Annotated in this window: 25 protein-coding genes and 1 pseudogene; 4 read left to right on the top strand and 22 right to left on the bottom strand. The window is 38.8% G+C overall.

Going from position 1 to position 18,898, the window contains the following annotated elements:
* Positions 1–16: 16 nt before the first annotated feature.
* The 4 genes from QMY49_RS05445 to QMY49_RS05415 all read right to left on the bottom strand — a co-directional run bounded on the left by QMY49_RS05445 (position 17) and on the right by QMY49_RS05415 (position 2,560).
* Entirely contained in the window at positions 17–490 is a 474-nt protein-coding gene (locus QMY49_RS05445) for a hypothetical protein (RefSeq protein ID WP_283313273.1), read from the bottom strand.
* 329 nt (positions 491–819) lie between these two features.
* Positions 820–1,098, bottom strand: coding sequence for a hypothetical protein (locus tag QMY49_RS05435; RefSeq protein WP_283313271.1), 279 nt, complete (start codon positions 1,096–1,098; stop codon positions 820–822).
* A gap of 219 nt (positions 1,099–1,317) precedes the next feature.
* Positions 1,318–1,728 (bottom strand): hypothetical protein, encoded by a 411-nt coding sequence (locus QMY49_RS05425; protein ID WP_025543567.1) that lies wholly within the window; start codon positions 1,726–1,728, stop codon positions 1,318–1,320.
* Between the two features lie 109 nt (positions 1,729–1,837).
* A complete protein-coding gene (locus tag QMY49_RS05415; protein WP_017190365.1) occupies positions 1,838–2,560 on the bottom strand; it encodes an HNH endonuclease in 723 nt (240 codons plus the stop codon).
* A gap of 300 nt (positions 2,561–2,860) precedes the next feature.
* Between QMY49_RS05415 and QMY49_RS05405 the strand changes: the two genes are divergently transcribed.
* On the top strand, positions 2,861–3,034 hold the full coding sequence (locus QMY49_RS05405) for a hypothetical protein (protein ID WP_283313266.1): 174 nt from the start codon (positions 2,861–2,863) through the stop codon (positions 3,032–3,034).
* A gap of 1,247 nt (positions 3,035–4,281) precedes the next feature.
* Here QMY49_RS05405 and QMY49_RS05400 read toward each other — a convergent pair.
* The 6 genes from QMY49_RS05400 to QMY49_RS05365 form a co-directional block, all read right to left on the bottom strand.
* The gene (locus tag QMY49_RS05400; protein ID WP_230842082.1) at positions 4,282–4,686 is read right to left on the bottom strand and encodes a hypothetical protein; all 405 of its coding nucleotides are present in this window, start codon (positions 4,684–4,686) and stop codon (positions 4,282–4,284) included.
* 509 nt (positions 4,687–5,195) lie between these two features.
* Positions 5,196–5,693: a DNA topology modulation protein gene (locus QMY49_RS05390; protein ID WP_005448066.1), complete on the bottom strand. Its 498-nt coding sequence runs from the start codon at positions 5,691–5,693 to the stop codon at positions 5,196–5,198.
* Positions 5,694–5,860: 167 nt separating this feature from the next.
* Positions 5,861–6,187 (bottom strand): hypothetical protein, encoded by a 327-nt coding sequence (locus QMY49_RS05385; protein WP_005445737.1) that lies wholly within the window; start codon positions 6,185–6,187, stop codon positions 5,861–5,863.
* A 1-nt stretch (position 6,188) separates the two neighbouring features.
* The gene (locus QMY49_RS05380; RefSeq protein ID WP_017190367.1) at positions 6,189–6,689 is read right to left on the bottom strand and encodes a hypothetical protein; all 501 of its coding nucleotides are present in this window, start codon (positions 6,687–6,689) and stop codon (positions 6,189–6,191) included.
* A gap of 274 nt (positions 6,690–6,963) precedes the next feature.
* Positions 6,964–7,881, bottom strand: a complete 918-nt coding sequence (locus QMY49_RS05375; protein ID WP_283313258.1) for a DUF2971 domain-containing protein — start codon at positions 7,879–7,881, stop codon at positions 6,964–6,966.
* A 132-nt stretch (positions 7,882–8,013) separates the two neighbouring features.
* Positions 8,014–8,508, bottom strand: a complete 495-nt coding sequence (locus tag QMY49_RS05365; RefSeq protein ID WP_283313253.1) for a DUF695 domain-containing protein — start codon at positions 8,506–8,508, stop codon at positions 8,014–8,016.
* 856 nt (positions 8,509–9,364) lie between these two features.
* Here QMY49_RS05365 and QMY49_RS05350 point away from each other — a divergent pair.
* Complete coding sequence (locus QMY49_RS05350) at positions 9,365–9,688, top strand: hypothetical protein (protein WP_283313251.1); 324 nt, start codon at positions 9,365–9,367, stop codon at positions 9,686–9,688.
* Positions 9,689–9,945: 257 nt separating this feature from the next.
* Entirely contained in the window at positions 9,946–10,656 is a 711-nt protein-coding gene (locus QMY49_RS05345) for an HNH endonuclease (RefSeq protein ID WP_283313249.1), read from the top strand.
* A 955-nt stretch (positions 10,657–11,611) separates the two neighbouring features.
* Here QMY49_RS05345 and QMY49_RS27310 read toward each other — a convergent pair.
* From QMY49_RS27310 to QMY49_RS05300, 7 genes are all read right to left on the bottom strand, one after another.
* Complete coding sequence (locus tag QMY49_RS27310) at positions 11,612–11,797, bottom strand: T6SS effector amidase Tae4 family protein (RefSeq protein ID WP_409394024.1); 186 nt, start codon at positions 11,795–11,797, stop codon at positions 11,612–11,614.
* A gap of 44 nt (positions 11,798–11,841) precedes the next feature.
* Positions 11,842–12,114: a T6SS effector amidase Tae4 family protein gene (locus tag QMY49_RS05335; RefSeq protein ID WP_206666881.1), complete on the bottom strand. Its 273-nt coding sequence runs from the start codon at positions 12,112–12,114 to the stop codon at positions 11,842–11,844.
* A gap of 218 nt (positions 12,115–12,332) precedes the next feature.
* The gene (locus QMY49_RS05330; protein ID WP_283313239.1) at positions 12,333–12,794 is read right to left on the bottom strand and encodes a hypothetical protein; all 462 of its coding nucleotides are present in this window, start codon (positions 12,792–12,794) and stop codon (positions 12,333–12,335) included.
* Between the two features lie 176 nt (positions 12,795–12,970).
* Positions 12,971–13,414 carry a hypothetical protein gene (locus tag QMY49_RS05320; protein WP_283313233.1) on the bottom strand — a complete coding sequence of 148 codons (444 nt, stop codon included), beginning with the start codon at positions 13,412–13,414 and terminating at the stop codon, positions 12,971–12,973.
* 183 nt (positions 13,415–13,597) lie between these two features.
* Positions 13,598–13,891 carry a hypothetical protein gene (locus QMY49_RS05310; RefSeq protein WP_053343375.1) on the bottom strand — a complete coding sequence of 98 codons (294 nt, stop codon included), beginning with the start codon at positions 13,889–13,891 and terminating at the stop codon, positions 13,598–13,600.
* A gap of 183 nt (positions 13,892–14,074) precedes the next feature.
* Positions 14,075–14,773 carry a hypothetical protein gene (locus tag QMY49_RS05305; protein ID WP_283313231.1) on the bottom strand — a complete coding sequence of 233 codons (699 nt, stop codon included), beginning with the start codon at positions 14,771–14,773 and terminating at the stop codon, positions 14,075–14,077.
* Complete coding sequence (locus QMY49_RS05300; protein ID WP_050903445.1) at positions 14,749–15,276, bottom strand: hypothetical protein; 528 nt, start codon at positions 15,274–15,276, stop codon at positions 14,749–14,751. Before QMY49_RS05300 ends, QMY49_RS05305 begins: the two co-directional genes overlap by 25 nt.
* A 290-nt stretch (positions 15,277–15,566) precedes the next feature.
* On the opposite strand from QMY49_RS05300, the pseudogene QMY49_RS27305 reads away from it, so the two are divergent.
* Positions 15,567–15,829 (top strand): annotated as a pseudogene (locus QMY49_RS27305) (hypothetical protein).
* Positions 15,830–16,073: 244 nt separating this feature from the next.
* On the opposite strand, the gene QMY49_RS05290 reads toward QMY49_RS27305, so the two are convergent.
* The 5 genes from QMY49_RS05290 to QMY49_RS05255 form a co-directional block, all read right to left on the bottom strand.
* A complete protein-coding gene (locus tag QMY49_RS05290; RefSeq protein ID WP_045418855.1) occupies positions 16,074–16,523 on the bottom strand; it encodes a RipA family octameric membrane protein in 450 nt (149 codons plus the stop codon).
* 154 nt (positions 16,524–16,677) lie between these two features.
* Positions 16,678–17,121 carry a hypothetical protein gene (locus QMY49_RS05280; protein WP_017190363.1) on the bottom strand — a complete coding sequence of 148 codons (444 nt, stop codon included), beginning with the start codon at positions 17,119–17,121 and terminating at the stop codon, positions 16,678–16,680.
* On the bottom strand, positions 17,105–17,449 hold the full coding sequence (locus QMY49_RS05275) for a hypothetical protein (RefSeq protein WP_017190364.1): 345 nt from the start codon (positions 17,447–17,449) through the stop codon (positions 17,105–17,107). Before QMY49_RS05275 ends, QMY49_RS05280 begins: the two co-directional genes overlap by 17 nt.
* 218 nt (positions 17,450–17,667) lie before the next feature.
* A complete protein-coding gene (locus QMY49_RS05265) occupies positions 17,668–18,087 on the bottom strand; it encodes a hypothetical protein (protein ID WP_283313223.1) in 420 nt (139 codons plus the stop codon).
* A gap of 155 nt (positions 18,088–18,242) precedes the next feature.
* Complete coding sequence (locus QMY49_RS05255; protein WP_140108539.1) at positions 18,243–18,812, bottom strand: hypothetical protein; 570 nt, start codon at positions 18,810–18,812, stop codon at positions 18,243–18,245.
* Between the last annotated feature and the right edge of the window lie 86 nt (positions 18,813–18,898).

Raw genomic sequence — 18,898 nt, 5'->3', positions numbered from 1 at the left:
ACTCTTAAATTGTTTGTTAGCTTACGCTGAGCGCGCTAAAGACTGTCCATAACTCGCACGATGGAGAGAGAACGTTAATATATAACCAACATGCCAAAGATATAGTTGCACAACCTGTCCCAACAGATTTATTGTTATCGTACGGCCATTCAGTAAACCCCTCACCAGAAGCAATTTGAGCAGAAGCATATTTAAGCAAGAAAGTTAACATAAAAATAGGAACAGGAATAATCAGACCTGCTAGATAAGCAACCCCGCCTTCTACAGCTAAGTAAATTGTCACTCCAAGAAATACTGAGGCTGTACCAAGCATAAAATAGATAGGCTTATTCGTCAGCCATTTAAGCATTGGTACAAATGGAAGAACTGAATTAAACATATCCCTATACTCATTTTTAGGATCAAACTTCAACAAATAAAATTGAATGCTAAATAATAAGAACATCGGTATGCAGCCAGAAATAAGCATTTCTGGTCCACCAACTTTCAAGAGAAAACAACTCTTTCACTAAGGGATCTAGTTTCTGATACTTTTCGATATAATTACCCTCAGTCACGAATCCTGTAGCCCAATAGCTGACGGCAGTTAGCACAACAAACAAAAATACTGTAATACTCCAAAACTTAACATTCCCTATCGTTTTGGCTATTTCTTTCATTTTTTACACATTTATCTTATCTTCCAGAGCTAATTCAGTAAGCTAACGCTCTGTTAAGGGGTGAGCAACGCAATACCAAAGCCGCCGCATACCACCTTAAACACTAAAACCAACGCATAGTGAAAATGCCACGCGTTGCGAATCCCTCTTGAACAGTTTGTTAGGCGACATTTCTACGTTTAACTTCTTTCTCATACGAAGATTCGTTGTATAGCCAAATAGCCCAAAATGCGAAAAACATCCCGATCGTGTAAATTGAGTAATTAAGAGCATTATCCGATAAGAAAACCGTAATGCTTGCCGCATCAGAAGATGGATAAAGGAAAATAACATTAAAAATTATGTACAAAATGGCTGTGACGAAAGTTGTTCTGAAAAGCCAATTTAAACATCCTTTCTTTCGCCATTTTTGCCAATTATCAAATGCTTTACCATTCATTAATCCACTTCTTTTCTGTTAACTGAAGCTAGATTCACGCCAAGATACTATCACTACTCTATCGTTTGTCTCATGTCGCCTAACGCCCTGTTAAGGTGTGAGCAACGCAATACAGAAGCTCCCGCATGCCACCTTAAACACAAAACGCAACGCATAGCAAAAATGCCAAGCGTTGCGACTCACTCTTGAGCAGTTTGTTAGGCATCTTGTCACCACAAACTACTTACCCGTTTTGCACCTAATTAACTTCCAAAATGAAAGCATGAAAATAGCCAACGAGAAAACAATATGAAGCGTTGGTATGCTTCTAGACCAGACATCAGACTCTGCCAAATGAGAATCAAACTCTTTGCCACACAAATGATGACCTTCAATGGTTGTTTCAATTACAAAAGGTGCCCAGAAATAAGTTACCGACATAGCAACTAACAAAGCAATTAAGGGCGTAATCCATATAAATTGTAAACCTCTATTTTCACGAAGAAGCCTGACCATGATGAGAATGAACAGCACTGAGCCATACATTATCGAAGCATAAAAACGTCCATCATCTCCCTGTGTGCAAGTACCCGAAACTGCACCAAGTGAAACCCAAAAACCATACAATAGTATCAATATCGAGCTGTACATTTGTAACCTTTGATGCCTAACGCCCTGTTAAGGTGTGAGCAACGCAACAGCGAAGCTGCCGCATATTACCTTAAACACTAAAACCAACGCATAGTAAAAATGCCACGCGTTACGAATCACTCTTAAACGCTTTGTTATAAGCGCGCTGCTGGATAAGCATCAACTTTACATTTTCAATTTCATCACAACCATTATTTCTATGGATAACAGCGTGACAGTTGGGGCAAACGGGGCGTAGATCTGCTATCGGGTCGACTTTATATTCGCAGCCAACTTCAGATATAGGAGTAAGATGGTGAACATGAATAATGTTTCTCGCTTCTTTGCCATATGTGTCTTCCGCATTAAATCCGCAGATTACGCAAGTTGCTCCATGCTCCTCTAAACAAGCAACCTTAGCTCCTTGGTTTCTCTCGTACTTGTTAACAGAGATCCTTATTTTTGCTCCTTCGTAATAAAATGCATCAACCTCTTCTGGAAGGGTGTTTCCAACATTGCTTATAAAGTCGCTTCTGCCATATACGTAAAGTATACAATTACGGTATTCCACCAACACTTCATCATTTGCACTTAGCCCAATAGCGCTTAAAACGTCAGCAAGCCTTTCCTTTTCCCCTTGAGCATAAGCATCAGGACATACCCAGGCATAGTCGTTATCACGAGTCATTCTCAAACCGACTTGATAACGAGCATTACCGATGAACGAATCAACATTAACCCTCTCGCCTTCAATAAAAGGAAGATTTGAACAATCACTCTTTTTGAGGTGAATCTCTAGGTAGTCACTGCCATCCGCATATCTATTCGTCCGCCTAACTTTTCCTTTTATCATATATAAGACCTATCGTTTACTTCAAAGCGTAGAACGCCGCATTAAGGTGTGAGCCACGCAACCACGGTACTCAATTTGAGCACCTTAAACACTGATCTTAACCTAAACCAAAAATGCCAAGCGTGGAGAGTCACTCTTAAATGCTTTGTTATATTAAAGCAGTTACCGAACTAAACTAGCCCAATTAAACAATAAGTTGCATTTAAAATGAGAACCGACTCTAGGCTATCGCATAACTATTGTGGTTTTGTTCCTCTAACAACGATTAGAAACTAACATACACATAAAAAAGAGGTGACCATGAGTTTAAAAATAACGGTTTCAATCAAAAAACGTCAGCTTATTGTAGAAAAAATTATACCTGGTGCTAACAGCGAAAAAGTCATTATGCAGGCAACATCTGGTGGTTGGGATGGTTACAAGCATCTACCTAAAGGTAACTGGGTAATTACAGAAAACCCAAGCGGTTTCTGATCTTATTTTGGTCTATTTTTAGTTGATGACAATATAAACGATCAGTTTTTACATGATGGCAAGTGGCGTGATGGTATACGGTTTGGCTACCATGACGATACAGGGAGTCATGGTTGTATTATGACAAAGCCTTCGTTTGGTCAATCATACATTGACGGTAAACATGTGTGGGCTAAGATCCAGAAAATGATCAGAACTAAGAGTTCCAAAAAGCTACTTACATACACAAACAATCAGAATCCCAAAAAATCTGATAGCACTCAGTATAAACTGACAAGCTATGTTTTTTGGTAGTAACCGATTAACCTAAGGAAAGACAAATGCAAAGGCTATTTATTGCGATATTACTCATTTTATTATCATCTACGTCCTTAAGTAGCCCATTACATAACAATGGTATAAGTATCAATAATATAGAATATTGGGGTGAATACTCATTCGAAAAGTTTGGTACTAGTGAAGTAAATTACGAATGGGGGTTTAATAAAAGCTCATCGACTCTAATAATAATAAAATCGGAGTGTAAGTCATGTAAGCCATTTGACGAATCTAACGTAGCTGAGATAAACACAATAGATGACTTTAATGTAAGTGCGCTTCTTATAAACCATAAGTATGGAAATGGGATCTACCAAATTCACAAACACTCAAAAAATATAAATTTTTTAATATTCAAAATATTTCACAAAGGGTACTATTACAGATTCCAACTCGGTATACCAAATAATACCAATCAGTCTGTATTTTTTGAACAGAGCATAGAATTCTTGAGAACAATAAACAGTTTCACAATTTTTTAAAATGCTCTCTTTTAATATAACGCCGCATTAAGGTGTGAGCAACGCAACCACAGAACCTTAACCATACCGCCGTAAACACAAAACCCAACCTTGACCCGAAAATGCCAAGCGTTGGGAATCACTCTTAAATGCTTTGTTATGTTTTGGGTTCAATGGATATCTAAAACACTATTTTTCGTGCTTAAAACGATACCTTTCAGATAAACAAACCAAGGAACCGACTAACGCCGCAACACATACTACAACGGTCTGATAAGTCGCCCCTGTTACCTTAAAATCATTCAATATCTCGGTTGCCGCTAACATGGGCAATGTTACGGTGAGAGCGAGGCTGACTAGTTTTGTTGTTTTTAACCTTGCTCCCCTCCGCCTACTGTAAAAATAATACGCATAATCCGAATAAAGGACAAACAGAGAAATAAATAGAGCCAGTATCCAAAACATTAACTATAAATCCTCTGGTCTAAGTAAGTTACGACGCACAAGTTCCTTTTTTGCGGACATGGAGTCAGCTTCATTAAAACCTTTTATTACACTGGCAAGAATAACAGCTACGAAAAACGCTCTCGAGCTAACTTGTTGAGCGGAAGCAGATAACTTCAACTTATTTAATGCTTCCTCAGCTATATGAACAGATGCCATATCTTTCACCAAGGAAGCGCCACCACCTTTTGATAAAGAATAAATTATGGCTGCGGCAAAACCAACTTCGAGCTTAACTTCTATTGTTATAAACCATGTTGAGAGAAAGTCAGCAACTGCTTTATGTGTTTTAAAGTACTCTTGTAATTCGCGATTTGATAAACTCCAAGGATTCCACATTGGTTTTGCAATACTCTGCGCAACTAGCATTTGCACCTTACCAAAAAACCTCCGATTCCCAAGAGCCTAAGCTTGCTCCATGACCATTCTTTGTTCGATTTTACTTAATTGTCGATACAGAATGACTCCCGTGAGAACTGGAAGTACACTTTCTCTGTTGCCTCGAACAAAGTTCAGATCGTCATCTAACCCCGTTAGTATTGCCAACTGAACTACAGGTTCAGTTTTTAAAGTCTGCTCACTATAACCTCTAACCATTTTTAATTTCCCAAAGTATCTTATGCCGTTTGTGTACAATATCTACAACAAATTGATATGCAAGTGATGGCAATAAATTTCAGCTAGAACGTATCAATGTTTGGAAAATAAAAGGGGAAATTAGAGATAGTCGCCGCAAAAGCTAAGTATTTCCTGAAGAAACATAACGCCCTGTTAAGGGGTGAGCAACGCAATACCAAAGCCGCCGCATACCACCTTAAACACTAAAACCAACGCATAGTAAAAATGCCACGCGTTGCGAATCCCTCTTGAACAGTTTGTTAACTGGATTTGCAAAGGCGGAGCGCTTGCTCTCCTGATTTTGCGATAATTACACGCTTATTTCTTGTAAGCGTCTTGAGTTTGTCCATTATTAGGGGTTTCGACTTTTTGGGATAGTCCCATAAAAATTTGATGAACTCGATATCAAACCTTTCATCGCAACCTTCAGCTAAATCTGGACGCTTACTACTTAATAATGTTCTCTTTAGTGCTCGATAGATACAGGTATATCGGTTTACATCTAAGAATATTACTGTATCACAAGCTTCAAATCTTATATCAAGGGTGCTCTGATAATTACCATCGATAATCCAACACTCGCTTTCACAAAGACCTTTTTGAATTTTGATCCAGTCATCTTTTGGAGTTTTAACCCAATTTGGTTTCCAATATAGCTGATCGAGATGATGAACAGGCAAATTCAACTCTGTACCTAATAGTGCCGAAAATGTGGATTTACCCGAACCACCGGAACCAATGACCGCAATTCTTTTCATCGGACTTACCTCGTCATCAATCCAGTTAACGCCGCATTAAGGTGTGAGCAACGCTACCACGAAACCTAACCATACCACCGTAAACACAAAACCCAACGATGGTATGAAAAATACCAAGCGTTGGGAATCACTCTTAAATGCCTTGTTAACTCACAATTTTGGGGGAGTTATAACCCTGCGTCGATCATTAAGAAGTTCGTTTTCATTTTTATTGCTGACGTTTTAACACAAACAGCATAATGCCCTTTTCGACCTTTCAACTTTCTAAGGATCATTGAACGTACTTGTTTGCTCAACCATTTTGCGGGGTTCTCTCCAACAGATATTGGTCTAGGAACTAAGTCCATGAGGTCAGAGCATTTTCCCGACTCTGATAACATTTTATATGTAAGATTAAACATTTCATCATTTATCGCCCAGTTCCTAGCTTGTGGACCATATACATTGACAAGAAACGACTTTAGATCTTGCTTTTCTTCTATTGATAAAGACATATCACTTCCTTTTAATTGCATTTAGCAGTTCAATGTAATATTCACCCTCTCCTCCAATACTGAGATGATGAATTTGATACTTTTCAAAAACAAAAATGTTACCCTGCTTTGACGCATCGTCATAACCACCCAACACCTCTACGTCGCCAAACTTCCGATTAATTACATTAGTTTTTGACAGACCAAATGACATTGCTTGCTCATTTGCAAGTTCACCTAACCAATTAGGTAAACTTGTCCGTAGATTTGGATAAAAGACTGACTTTAAAAATTCATGTTGAATGTCAGTTAAATCAATCGTTGTGTAAAATTCCTTGGGATTTATTATCTCATGAGAGAAGTACCAATCATCATATTTCAGGATAAGCATATTGTCTGAATGTGATAACTTTTCTGGTATTGATATATCTACTACAACCTTATTAGATAAATGCAACTGTTCTAATTTCGCATAACACATATTTGATGTGAAAATTAGCAGGAGAATTATTAGTGGTTTCATCTCAAGGACTCAAATTAAATGAAAGCCATTCTTGCATTGCCAATGCATATCTGTCGACATTTTCACATTCGAGGATGAAACTGTGCGATTCACATACAATGTAAATGAAATTGACAACAAGCATATTTCAACAACATTTGCACTACGCATTGTGAGTTAACGCCCTGTTAAGGGGTGAACAACGCAATACCGATGCCGCCGCATACCACCCTAAACACTTAAACCAACGCACAGTGAAAATGCCACGCGTTGCGAATCACTCTTAAACAGTTTGTTATACGAACATTTCTTCGAAACCCAAAGTAAAATGAGTTTTACTTAACTGAGCTTTGAAAATATGTATATTTTTACTACCGATGAGAGTCTGAATTAACCTAGCATCCTCATCAGAAGCACGACATCCAACAAAAACCGCAGATATACAATCGGGTGGCAACTTAAACAAGAAAACAGATGTTGGTAAGACAGCTAAAGAGCCATAGATTTCATTCAGAATCACGTCACTATGGCTATACTTCATTTCTTCACGATCATCAGTAGAATTACCGTCCCAGTCTTGATTATTGAACTGTTCGTATTCGACAAGATCAACTTCAAAAGTGACCGACAGTTCGTCCTCTGCAACGATATTAAACAGGTCTACATACAAGTTATCGTAAAACTCATGAAGCTGTTCGAACAGTTCACGCTCTACACGAACATAATCAGCTAGTCTCAACTTTGGTAAGATACGATGCTCTTTTTCGTATATCCAATCATCACTTTTAGTTAGAAGTAAGTCTTTAACACATACTTCAGTCTGTAAGGGTGAAAAGCGTTCCCTGTTGTATAGTACTCGTTCAATCGTATCTCTCATGGAAAGCTTGTAATTGAAAAAGTAATCTAACTTTTCATAGTCAAACTCTACAACAATCCCTTTATGTTCATCAGCGTAGTGAGACCACATCAAAAGGTTATTGTAATTTTCAGTAAATGATATAACACCAACTTCATTGAAATTACCATCAGTCGCAAATTGTTCAGCTTGTTCAAAGAAGTCTTCACCGAGCCCCTCACGAAGAACTTTATCCACTAAATCTTGTGCAGGACTCAATTCAAATGGATCATTCAAAACTCCACGTTGGCTTGCTCGTAGACAATAGTTGGAAAAAAACTCCTCTCGGAAAGGCATATATTTATAGATTTTCTTCATACTTCCCCGTTCGTATAACGCCGCATTAAGTGGTGAGCAACGCAATACCGATGCTCCCGCATGCCACCTTAATCACTAGACGCAACGCATAGCAAAAATGCCACGCGTTGCGAATCACTCTTAAACAGTTTGTTATGTTCGTAACTGCTTGAAGTACCAATCAGCTTGCTCCCACTCTAGATCTTGTTCCATGTGCCAATCAAATTGTCGCGGATAACGATAATGGTCAACTATGTACTGAAGATGTTGATGCGCAACTTCAGGGTCATATACTCGCCATACTACGCGACGAGTGTTATTCCATGTTTCTCTCACAAGAAAGAGCGCGTTACCACCCGCTTTAATCTCTTCGTCCAATTGATCACAAAATGGGTCAACGATAGCTTGCTCATCTTCCGAAGGCATTCCATGCTCGGCTAAGTCATCAAAATCAATTATTACAGAAAGATGCCAGCCAAAAATTTCGCGATGCTCAAAACCAATGAGTCCAGAGTTCAACATGCCAACGCATGGTAAATCATCTTTTTTCCACTCAAGTAAAGTATAAGATTCTTCAGGAAGAACTATCCGGACTTCGTTTTCTTCCGGTGCTTTATCTTTATTACTGCCAAATATTTTCCCGAACATGAAACTCCTCCTAGAACATAACGCTCTGCTAAGGGGTGAACAACGCAATACCGAAGCCGCTGCATACCGCCTTAATCACTAAAATCAACGCATAGTAAAAATGCCACGCGTTGTGAATCCCTCTTGAGCAGTTTGTTAGTTTGCAAACCCAAAGCGTTGATTTTAAGTCATTTTAGACTTTGCAAACAATAAACTTTATGTGTTTTGATGCACTTAAGTCAGGCGTAGTCTAAAAGCGGCTAATCAATGAAACCACATGGAACAAACAACGCCGCAGAAAACGAACTCACAACACCAAAAAGCGCTTTTGGAAAACCAATATCACAATGCGGACTTTCAACAGAGTCACTGAAACCACATGAATTTACCACTTCAGAGAAAACGTTATTTCAGCGAGTAAATCGGCTTTTGTACCAGCAAACTTAACGAGCAGAGTTTCAACAAAAGAGTTCAGCTCAATTAACCCAAAAGTAGCCACAACAAAGAACAAACCAACCGTTAAAAAGATGCCAATTTTGGATTTTCACCACGCTCGTTAACACTGAAATTGAACGCCGATACGACAATTTCGACTTTGAGCTTTTACCACCAGATCCTGCGATATAGCTGCGTTTTTCCTCTTGCAAACTAACGCCCTGTTAAGGTGTGAGCAACGCAATACAAAAGCCGCCGCAAACCACCTTAATCACCAAATTCAACGCATAGTAAAAATGCCACGCGTTGCGAATCCCTCTTAAGCAGTTTGTTAGTCGCGAGGCACCGAGCGACAATTTTAAGCCGAACTAAACTTTGCGAACAACAAACTTTATGTGCTTTGATGCATTTAAGTCAGGCGTAGTCTCAAAGCGGCTATTCAATGAAACCACTTGGAACAAACAACGCCGTAGAAAACGGACTGACAACACCAAAAAGCGCTTTTGGGAAACCAATCTCACAGTGCGGACTTTCAACAAAGTCACTGAAACCACGTGGAACTTACCACACCAGAGCAAACGTCATTTCAGCGAGTAAATCGGCTTTTTTACCAACAAACTCACCGAGCGGAATTGCAACCAAAGGCAGACTCTCGATTGCCCTGCTATGTCAGCACCAAAGAACAAAAAAACTGCTAGGACATTTACAAAACTTTGAACTTAAAACAGCTGAAAATGAGTTTGGACCTACGACGATGAGCCAGTGAACCGAACAACTAGCAACCAAATTTTGAGCTTAGAAACATGATTTTGATTGCTAGCTTTTTCTGGCGACTAACGCCGCGTTAAGTGGTTAACAACGCGACCACCAAACCTAAGCAATTGTGCCGTAAACACTAAAGCTGATTTAAACCAAAAATGCCAAGCGTTGTGAATCCGTCTTAAACGCTTTGTTAGCTTTATATCCTATCACGTACGATGACTAACGGTTATAATATGGCGTACAGAAATTTGGAGCAGCTCAATGAAAGCACGCAACATACCAGAACCACGCTTTATTGCTCTTGTGAGCAAACTTGAAAGTTATGGGTTTGAGTTTATTCAGGCTCAGAAGCCAAGAGCAAGCAAAATTAAGTATGAACTGACTTTTAAACATCCAAGACTACTAGCTCGATTTTCAGCCAAAGGTTTATACACTCGCACCAAGGTATTCTATTTGCGACCAATAGATGAAACAGCCAATAGCTCTATTGCTTTTAGTGCAATTGATTCTTCACCTCTGCACACTCAATCGGAAATATTCCCCAAGCCAAATCACGAAAATTTATGGGTAGATCTTGGTATTGATGCTCTCCTTGCAGCCATCGATGACTTTCTAATAATTGAACAACAAGAAAGTACAGAGTCTTTCTACCAAGAAGTCGAAAAAGCACTATCAGATTCAACAACCACAAGACAAGCGAGACTCCTTACTGCCAACAAAAAGCCAAAACGGGTAAAAACAACCACATGGACTTACAATCGTAACCCAGACGTTGTTGCTGAAGTTCTAGCGCAAGCAAATGGGCGTTGTCAAAAGTGTCTTAAGAAAGCACCTTTTAGACGCAAATCAGACAACACTCCATACCTTGAAGTCCACCATAAGGTTTTTCTATCAAATGGAGGTGAAGATACTGTCGAAAATTCTATTGCCCTATGCCCAAATTGCCACCGAGAACTGCATTTTGGCGAGTAAAGCTAACGCCCTGCTAAGGGGTGAGCAACGCAATACCGAAGCCGCTGCAAACCACCTTAATCACTAAATTCAACGCATAGTAAAGATGCCACGCGTTGCGAATCCCTCTTGAGCAGTTTGTTAGTCGCGAGGCACCGAGCGACAATTTTAAGCCGAACTAAACTTTGCGAACAACAAACTTTATGTGCTTTGATGCACTTGCGTCAGGCGTAGTCTCAAAGCGGCTACTCAATGAAACCACTTGGAACAAACAACGCCGTAGAAAACGGACTGACAACACCAAAAAACACTTTTGGAAAGCCAATCTCACAGTGCGGACTTTCAACAAAGTCACTGAAACCACGTGGAACTTACCACACCAGAGAAAACGTCCTTTCAGCAAGTAAATAAGCTTTTAAACCAACAAACTCACCGAGCAGATTTGCAACCAAAAACAGATTTTCGATTGCCCCGCTCTATCACCACCAAAGAACGAAACAACCGCTTGGAAATGAGCAATGAATTGATCTAGAACCGATGAAACTGAGCTTTGACCGTCGAAGATGGAGCTATGCATCAAACAACCAGTAGCCAAGTTTTGAGCTTAGAAACATGATTTTGACCGCTAGCTTTTTCTGGCGACTAACGCCGCATTAAGGTGTGAGCAACGCTACCACGAAACTTAACCATACCACCTTAAACACAAAACCCAACGATGGAATGAAAAATGCCAAGCGTTGGGAATCACTCTTAAATTCTTTGTTAAGTTACTGTTTTCTCTTTACAAATAAGCATGTCGCAATAGTGAGGACTAGCGCTTCTAATGCCACAAAACATATGAACCAATATAGATTATATTCATCTGGTGGGAGTGAAGGTTCGAGGTGATTGAGCAAGGGGTCGATAAGAAATAGAGAAGCAGCCCATACCGACACACCTACCACCATTATTAACAATGTATATTTAACCCCACTCATCACTTAACTTCCCAAAACCATATTTCTTTTGATTTACTGTAGTTACCTCCAGCATTGAATAAACCCGAAATCATAAACCAAGTTTTCCAATCTGTGAGCCTTGAGCCATTCCATAAGTCTATGTGATCGCCACTTCGATTCCGAAAGTTCTCACCATCCCTAGACCAAAAGTCTTTAAAGAATATAATGCCTTTTTTACCTGAAAGTTTTCTAGCGAACTGCTTAGGATCTATTTTCGAAGTCTACTAACACCCGAAATAGGCATTCTTGATAGCCCTTGTGCTAACTCTTCCGCTGCTAAAACGTGACCCAAACCGCTATCATGGTACCAACAATGCCTTGCTTTCGGGACAAGACTGGTTGTGTCAACCCCTATAGAAGCAAGAGCAACACCCAAACGAATTGCGCACTGATCTGAAAAATTTGCTTTGCCATCTGTTGAACAAGGTACGCTATCACCCACAATAGTAGGATGCTTGTTCCATAAATTTTGAAAATCCATGTCATCTCCAATTTTTATACAAATTGGATGATTTCAACTCAGATAACAGCATTTACAGAAATATTATTACGTCATAATGCGAGGTGTTTCAAAGTAATTTAACGCCGCGTTAAGTAGTGAGCAACGCCACCACGAAACCTAACCATACCACCTTAAACACTAAACCAAACGAAGGAATGAAAAATGCCAAGCGTTGGGAATCTGCCTTAAACGCTTTGTTAGCTTTCTTTTTGCAATAGCCAAAGTGGCTTAAAATAAAGGAGGATAGATAAAAGAAGCAAAATAACATGTGGAAAGATACTCCCAAAATGAAAAGCACCGTCAACAAACCTCCCACTTTTTTTTGCATCTACCCACGACTGATCGATTTTGAACAATTCACATGAGTTGTTACTAATTCTCACGTTTAGCTCTAAATCCACTGCATGTACACACCTTTCAATAGCTTTCATTCGCGGGTAATAACTAAGTTGATACTCTTTGAACTTAACATCCATCAGGTAAAAGCTAATTGAACTAACTGCAGCAAGTAAGAGTATTGACCTATTTGCTTGTTGAAAAGCATATCCAAAAATCGCAAGAGATACTGTAATGGACCACCCTTTAATCATCATTAAATAGCCATCATATTGTGAGATGACATCAACTAGCTTAAAGTACTCCAGAGCAAGACTTTCCATACAACTCTCCAACAAATAGATCTAATTTAGTCTAGATGTGAATTGAATTTTTAGACAGCTAACGCCTTGTTAAGGTGTGAGGCACGCAATACCTAAGCCCCCGCATACCACCTTAAACACTAAACATAACGCATAGCAAAAATGCCACGCGTGCCGAATCACTCTTGAACAACTTGTTATACCGTTGACTCAATTTCTTCCTCGCAAGCCTTTATGAACATATCGTATTTTTGAGCTAATTCGTCTTTCAACTTGGGAAGCTCAGCCCTTGCAGTGCTCGTTTCCGGATTTTCTTCAGAAGCAATTATTTTACAGTGATGCAATACGTCTCTAGCATGTGAAACGACCCCCTTATAGCGGTTATATTTGCCTATGAGGTAATCGTCGTCCTTCATTAACTTACGATAATGTTCTTGCTTCATTTCATGATGCTTCCAATTCATTGTAACTTCATAATAAACACTGACTTCATCCATTAAGTTTTCTATTTGGTCGATCTTTTTACTTTTTCGAGCTTTTGATAGTTCACGTTTTTCTTTAGAAATAGCAATAAAGTGATCAACCAATTTTGTTACAACAAAAGTAGAAATAGTAACTAGTAACGTCTGCCACCAATCCATAATACCTCCTGACGGTATAACGCCCTGTTAAGGGGTGAGCAACGCAATACCGATGCCACCGCATACCACCTTAATCACTTACAACAACGCACAGTAAAAATGCCACGCGTTGCGAATCCCTCTTGAATAGTTTGTTATGTTTGCATCACCAACGTTTAAAAATTGCAAATATCATTGCCCATTTTATCGGATATACTTATGAATATATTCACTCGTTGCTTTATAGTATTCTTTCATTAGCTCATCGCTAATAGGACGCTGCTTCTCATAATAATGCTTTCCTGATGAACTACGCGCCGAATCCGAAAGTTCGTGAATTACTTCCTCTCCAAATTTTAAATAACGAGAAACTTCATCAACATTTAATAAAAAAGTAGCAGTTTCCTCTCCAATGCCATAATCACACCTTGAATTTAGAATGTAATTTTCCCCATCACTATATAAAAGCCAGTTATTATGTTTAGCCACAACTTTCATACTATTAAATTCCCTATTGTATATCATATTGCATTTTTGCTATTACCAACGATAACAAACATAACGCCCTGTTAAGGTGTGAGTAACGCAATACTGAAGCCCCTGCATACCACCTAAAACACAAAACGCAACGCATAGCAAAATGCCAAGCGTTGCGAATCACTCTTAAACAGATTGTTAGGTTTACTTATATTGAAACGCAGCAAATTCAAAGGACGATTTACGTTTATGAAAGTCATTTTGATACGAAACCTCCCAAACATAAACATTCGGATCATCAGTTGTATAACTTCCAGCTGGTAACAGCCAAACCTCTTTTCCGGTATAAGTAGTAACACTAAAAGGTAAAAATTCTTCCCCTAACTTTCCTAGCTTAGCTAAAGACCTTTTTCGTCTATTTAGATCATGATTCAAGCCAACAATGATAAATATACCTATAGCACCGTACATCTTTGTAGCATCAGATAACTTATCCAGATCATCATCAATATCTTTTTGCGGGAGTTTTTCATTGTGGAAAATCGACTTTATCTCAATAAAATGAGAACAATTAATCTCACCAGAACTTCTATCTTCATCCAAGTTACTCATATTCCTGATAGAGATATCGGTTTCTCTTCTCGGCTTCATTTTAGGATATGGATTTTTAATCAGCACAAGATCCGAGTCAGGAAGGAAATAGCCAAGTTCACTTTTTATCGACTCGTAAAGGCTATCTTCATGTACATGATATGAAGCCAATTTTCCATGTGCTAAATTTTTTATCAATCGATTAAGTTCCAACATAAACTTTGATATAGGAACCGTTACCTTTATTCCTTGTTCTAAAAAATAATAATTACGAAAATTAGATGTTCTTATTGATTCACGTTGCGTGTCCAAGCTTTCAACTCCTCAACGTTGATCTCAAGAATTTCAGGAGTGTTCAAAGAATGCTGCAATTTCTCCTTAGACAAATAGTTCCAAACGGGCTCTCCGGATGGACTGAATAAAACTCGAGCAAATGAACCATTATTATTAATTCCAACACCTTCAGGATAATGTTCAATAAGGGTAAGATGAGCTATAAATTCACGAAAAACAGCTTGGACCCTACTATTTTCAATTTCAGTTTTTTTCTTAAGCACTTTATCAAAGAAACCTAACTCATCCCTAACCGTCAGTACCTTTTTACGTTCTAAATGCAGTACGGTAGCCTCAACTATTCTCTCAATAGCATTGGTTATAGAGGTTCCTGTGTAATCAGGAAGTTGGGCACATAATATACTTACTTGACCTTGCTTTATCTTAATTCTCAAAAAACAATAACCTACACCAGAAAAACCTCGAAATGCCATCGGAAGGATATCTTCTTCATAGTCTTTTATTTTAACCACAAATTTCAAATACTTAACCTCATTTAGATTGCCATACTGAATTTTGACACAAACAGCGGAGAAGTTAAACCTAACGCCCTGCTAAGGGGTGAGCAACGCAATACAAGAACCACCGCAAAGCACCTTAATCACTAAAATCAACGCATAGTAAAAATGCCACGCGTTGCGAATCCCTCTTGAGCAGTTTGTTAGTCGCGAGGCACCGAGCGACAATTTTAAGCCGAACTAAACTTTGTGAACAACAAACTTTATGTGCTTTGATGCATTTAAGTCAGGCGTAGTCTCAAAGCGGCTATTCAATGAAACCACTTGGAACAAACAACGCCGTAGAAAACGGACTGACAACACCAAAAAGCGCTTTTGGGAAACCAATCTCACAGTGCGGACTTTCAACAAAGTCACTGAAACCACGTGGAACTTACCACACCAGAGCAAACGTCATTTCAGCGAGTAAATCGGCTTTTTACCAACAAACTCACCGAGCGGAATTGCAACCAAAAACAGATTTTCGATTGCCCTGCTCTATCACCACCAAAGAACGAAACAACCGCTTGGAAAATAGCAATGCATTGACTTAGAGCCGATGAAACTGAGCTTTGACCGTCGAAGATGGAACTCTGAATCAAACAACCAGTAGCCAAGTTTTGAGCTTAGAAACATGATTTTGACTGCTAGCTTTTTCAGGCGACTAACGCCCTGTTAAGGGGTGAGCAACGCAATACAAAAGCCGCCGCATACCACCTTAATCACTTAAACCAACGCATAGTGAAAATGCAACGCGTTGCGAATCCCTCTTGAACAGTTTGTTATATGATCGGTAGCTCAACCCCAAAAAAGCTTGCCACTACCTTAATGAACACAACTGTCCACGTAGTGATAAACAACAACATAATGATGGAATAAAGCGCACTTTGGCTTCCGTTTTTATGTTTGATGTTTGTGTGTTGAACCAATCCGAGTTCTGCTTCTAACTCTTTACAGCGAACGTATTTTTGATTACGTATACTTCTGAACTGACGAGCAAACAACCAAGAACATAAAATCAAAAACACCCCAATCAAACAAAACAGCAGTATGACTACTCCCAATTCGTTGTCAGTAATGTTATTTAGTACGAAGCCAAGGAGTACCGAACTAACGCCCCAAGTTAACGTTGATACCGACCAAACTAAGTTATCATGATGTTCAGCAGAGTTTTGTGCCATCTCATATTCCAACAGCTTGTTCTCATTATTTACTCTCTTAAACCTTTTCATAACCTCTTTCTCAAATAGATGATATAACGCCCTGTTAAGGTGTGAGCAACGCAATACCAAAGCCGCCGCATACCACCTTAATCACTAAATTCAACGCATAGTAAAAATGCCACGCGTTGCGAATCACTCTTAAACAGATTGTTATATTTCAAATTTAATTGTATAGGTTTAAGCTTTCTATAATCTCTGACAAGTTAAATGGTTGTGAGTATTCAGATTGTAGTTTGCGTAATTCCTGTTGATCTAAATGCTTAATTGCATCTAGTGAGACACTTTCCAAAGGGGAAAGGTCTGCCTCAAAAATATGAAGTAACGAGTCATTCCCTTCTCGCTGTAACGCACTTCTCAGAGTCTCCACTTCACGAGAGATACAACTTCTAGAGTTGTAATTATATAAGTAGCCTATAACAATTTTTTTGTCTTCAAGACTCAAAGAGTTAAACCATGGATTATCCGGAAAATGTCGCTTTGTCTGATTTGAAATAAAGCACTCTTCATACTTGTCATCCCATGCTTTTAACGCTTGAACACTATCAGGATTACTTGAACAACCGGCAATCAACATTGAAATAAAGATCCATTTACTTAGATGCTTCACTCACACACCTCCAAAATTTCTGTTCATTACCATTCGTAAAGATTTCCTGTCTATATGCGATTTTAAAAATCTCACCTCTAACAATTCTGGTCGAAGAAGTCATCGCTCGACCGAACATTTCCCAGTCATATTCAGTAATTGTAATACCCATTTCAAATGGACTACTCGTCACACTCGGGCTTGCAAAAATCTGAAACAATGGAACTGTTGATACCGCACTAGTAAACAGGTTTCCTTGTTTCATAATACTTCTTATATCGGAAACCGCCTTTTTACTCTTCCTCGATAACTTAAAACCTTTAATTTCACAATAGCCTATTTTTTCCATAACTTAGCCTTTGGTTGGGTTACTGGCAAAACAAAGACCCTAACAAATTCAAGCTACAGACAAGCATGGTTATTCGTGATGTGACTCGGAAATATAACGCCCTGTTAAGGGGTGAGCAACGCAATACCGCAGTCGCCGCATACCATCTTAAACACTAAAACCAACGCATAGTAAAAATGCCACGCGTTGCGAATCCCTCTTGAACAGTTTGTTATGTGCTAAACGACTGAACACCATGATTTAGTGAGCTTTTCTAGCCGCATACCTTCAATCTTACCTAGATTAGAAACATCTTTACTAAAAGATACACTAAATATTCGATGCCCAGTTGCATGTAAAGTTACCCCAATTCTCTCATTTGAAATTGTTTTCAATTCCAGTTTAATTAATACACAATCATCAGTTTTGATTGGTAACAATTGATTTGGATTGACGACTTTACGCAAACATTTCACTTTATAGAAATTAACAGTGCGACCGTCATATTCCCTTTGAATAAGGTTGTACTCTTTAAATTGCGCTGCAGCTATTCCCTTTAGGTTTTCAGGTAAATTCTCAATACACAATTTAATAGATTGCTCTTCAAATGGAGTTAAAACTGTACAACCTAAAATCATTTTTCGCAGTTTATTTAACATAGCCTTCCTTAGCACATAACGCCCTGTTAAGGTGTGAGCAACGCAATACAGATGCTGCTGCATACCAACTTAAACACTAAAACCAACGCATAGTGAAAATGCCACACGTTGCGAATCACTCTTAAACAGTTTGTTATAAATATGTACTCACCCATCTATAAGCGATACAAGTACACTTCATCTTTTCCGCTCTCAATATGTCTGAGATACGCCTTATCTATGTCGTAACAAACGCTAAAGTTTAAATGTAAAACAGGAATCGACAGTAAGTCGACTACAAGTATTGGCTCTGATTTTGCGTAATTCTTGATATAAGCTCTTACTGAAGTCCAAAGGGTAAAAACATCCATTAATTCGCTCTTCATGCTTGCAACTCTTAAATCACCTTTCGGAAGCTCTGATAAAATTCGCAGTTTATGGATTAACTCTTCGTTGAGTTGCAGCTCAATTCGACTAGAAAATTTTTCCACCATTTCAAAAACGGTTTTACGAGACGTTTCTCTTTGCTCATAATCTTTGACTTGTTCTTGAATTTGAAGTTGCTTCAACAGTACAGCAAGAGTTAACAAGGCTAATATGGGTGTATATAAGCCACCTAAAGCACTTCCCATGGCAGCCCAATCAGAATGACTTTCCCAAATTCCAATACCAAACGTTAAAGTGTAAAAAACTATCGGTGCAATTAAGGCTAACACTGCAACTGTTAAACATATTTTTGATTTCAAAATGATGCCTTACTTTAAAAATATTTATAACGCCCTGTTAAGGGGTGAGCAACGCAATACCAAAGCCTCCGCATACCACCTTAAAC

This window comes from Vibrio harveyi (assembly GCF_030060435.1).
GTDB lineage: Bacteria > Pseudomonadota > Gammaproteobacteria > Enterobacterales > Vibrionaceae > Vibrio > Vibrio harveyi.
This window is presented reverse-complemented; position numbering and strand designations above follow the sequence as displayed.

What these genes read in the sequence shown, in the direction of transcription:
- QMY49_RS05375 (WP_283313258.1), bottom strand. Translation starts at nt 7,881, where the DNA reads ATGAAGAAAATCTATAAATATATGCCTTTCCGAGAGGAGTTTTTTTCC.
- QMY49_RS05435 (WP_283313271.1), bottom strand. Translation starts at nt 1,098, where the DNA reads ATGAATGGTAAAGCATTTGATAATTGGCAAAAATGGCGAAAGAAAGGA.
- QMY49_RS05415 (WP_017190365.1), bottom strand. Translation starts at nt 2,560, where the DNA reads ATGATAAAAGGAAAAGTTAGGCGGACGAATAGATATGCGGATGGCAGT.
- QMY49_RS05350 (WP_283313251.1), top strand. Translation starts at nt 9,365, where the DNA reads ATGAAACCACTTGGAACAAACAACGCCGTAGAAAACGGACTGACAACA.
- QMY49_RS05365 (WP_283313253.1), bottom strand. Translation starts at nt 8,508, where the DNA reads ATGTTCGGGAAAATATTTGGCAGTAATAAAGATAAAGCACCGGAAGAA.
- QMY49_RS05275 (WP_017190364.1), bottom strand. Translation starts at nt 17,449, where the DNA reads ATGGAAAAAATAGGCTATTGTGAAATTAAAGGTTTTAAGTTATCGAGG.
- QMY49_RS05405 (WP_283313266.1), top strand. Translation starts at nt 2,861, where the DNA reads ATGAGTTTAAAAATAACGGTTTCAATCAAAAAACGTCAGCTTATTGTA.
- QMY49_RS05385 (WP_005445737.1), bottom strand. Translation starts at nt 6,187, where the DNA reads ATGTCTTTATCAATAGAAGAAAAGCAAGATCTAAAGTCGTTTCTTGTC.
- QMY49_RS05425 (WP_025543567.1), bottom strand. Translation starts at nt 1,728, where the DNA reads ATGTACAGCTCGATATTGATACTATTGTATGGTTTTTGGGTTTCACTT.
- QMY49_RS05400 (WP_230842082.1), bottom strand. Translation starts at nt 4,686, where the DNA reads ATGCTAGTTGCGCAGAGTATTGCAAAACCAATGTGGAATCCTTGGAGT.
- QMY49_RS05310 (WP_053343375.1), bottom strand. Translation starts at nt 13,891, where the DNA reads ATGAAAGTTGTGGCTAAACATAATAACTGGCTTTTATATAGTGATGGG.
- QMY49_RS05320 (WP_283313233.1), bottom strand. Translation starts at nt 13,414, where the DNA reads ATGGATTGGTGGCAGACGTTACTAGTTACTATTTCTACTTTTGTTGTA.
- QMY49_RS05290 (WP_045418855.1), bottom strand. Translation starts at nt 16,523, where the DNA reads ATGAAAAGGTTTAAGAGAGTAAATAATGAGAACAAGCTGTTGGAATAT.
- QMY49_RS05330 (WP_283313239.1), bottom strand. Translation starts at nt 12,794, where the DNA reads ATGGAAAGTCTTGCTCTGGAGTACTTTAAGCTAGTTGATGTCATCTCA.
- QMY49_RS05345 (WP_283313249.1), top strand. Translation starts at nt 9,946, where the DNA reads ATGAAAGCACGCAACATACCAGAACCACGCTTTATTGCTCTTGTGAGC.
- QMY49_RS05335 (WP_206666881.1), bottom strand. Translation starts at nt 12,114, where the DNA reads ATGGATTTTCAAAATTTATGGAACAAGCATCCTACTATTGTGGGTGAT.
- QMY49_RS05380 (WP_017190367.1), bottom strand. Translation starts at nt 6,689, where the DNA reads ATGAAACCACTAATAATTCTCCTGCTAATTTTCACATCAAATATGTGT.
- QMY49_RS05265 (WP_283313223.1), bottom strand. Translation starts at nt 18,087, where the DNA reads ATGTTAAATAAACTGCGAAAAATGATTTTAGGTTGTACAGTTTTAACT.
- QMY49_RS05390 (WP_005448066.1), bottom strand. Translation starts at nt 5,693, where the DNA reads ATGAAAAGAATTGCGGTCATTGGTTCCGGTGGTTCGGGTAAATCCACA.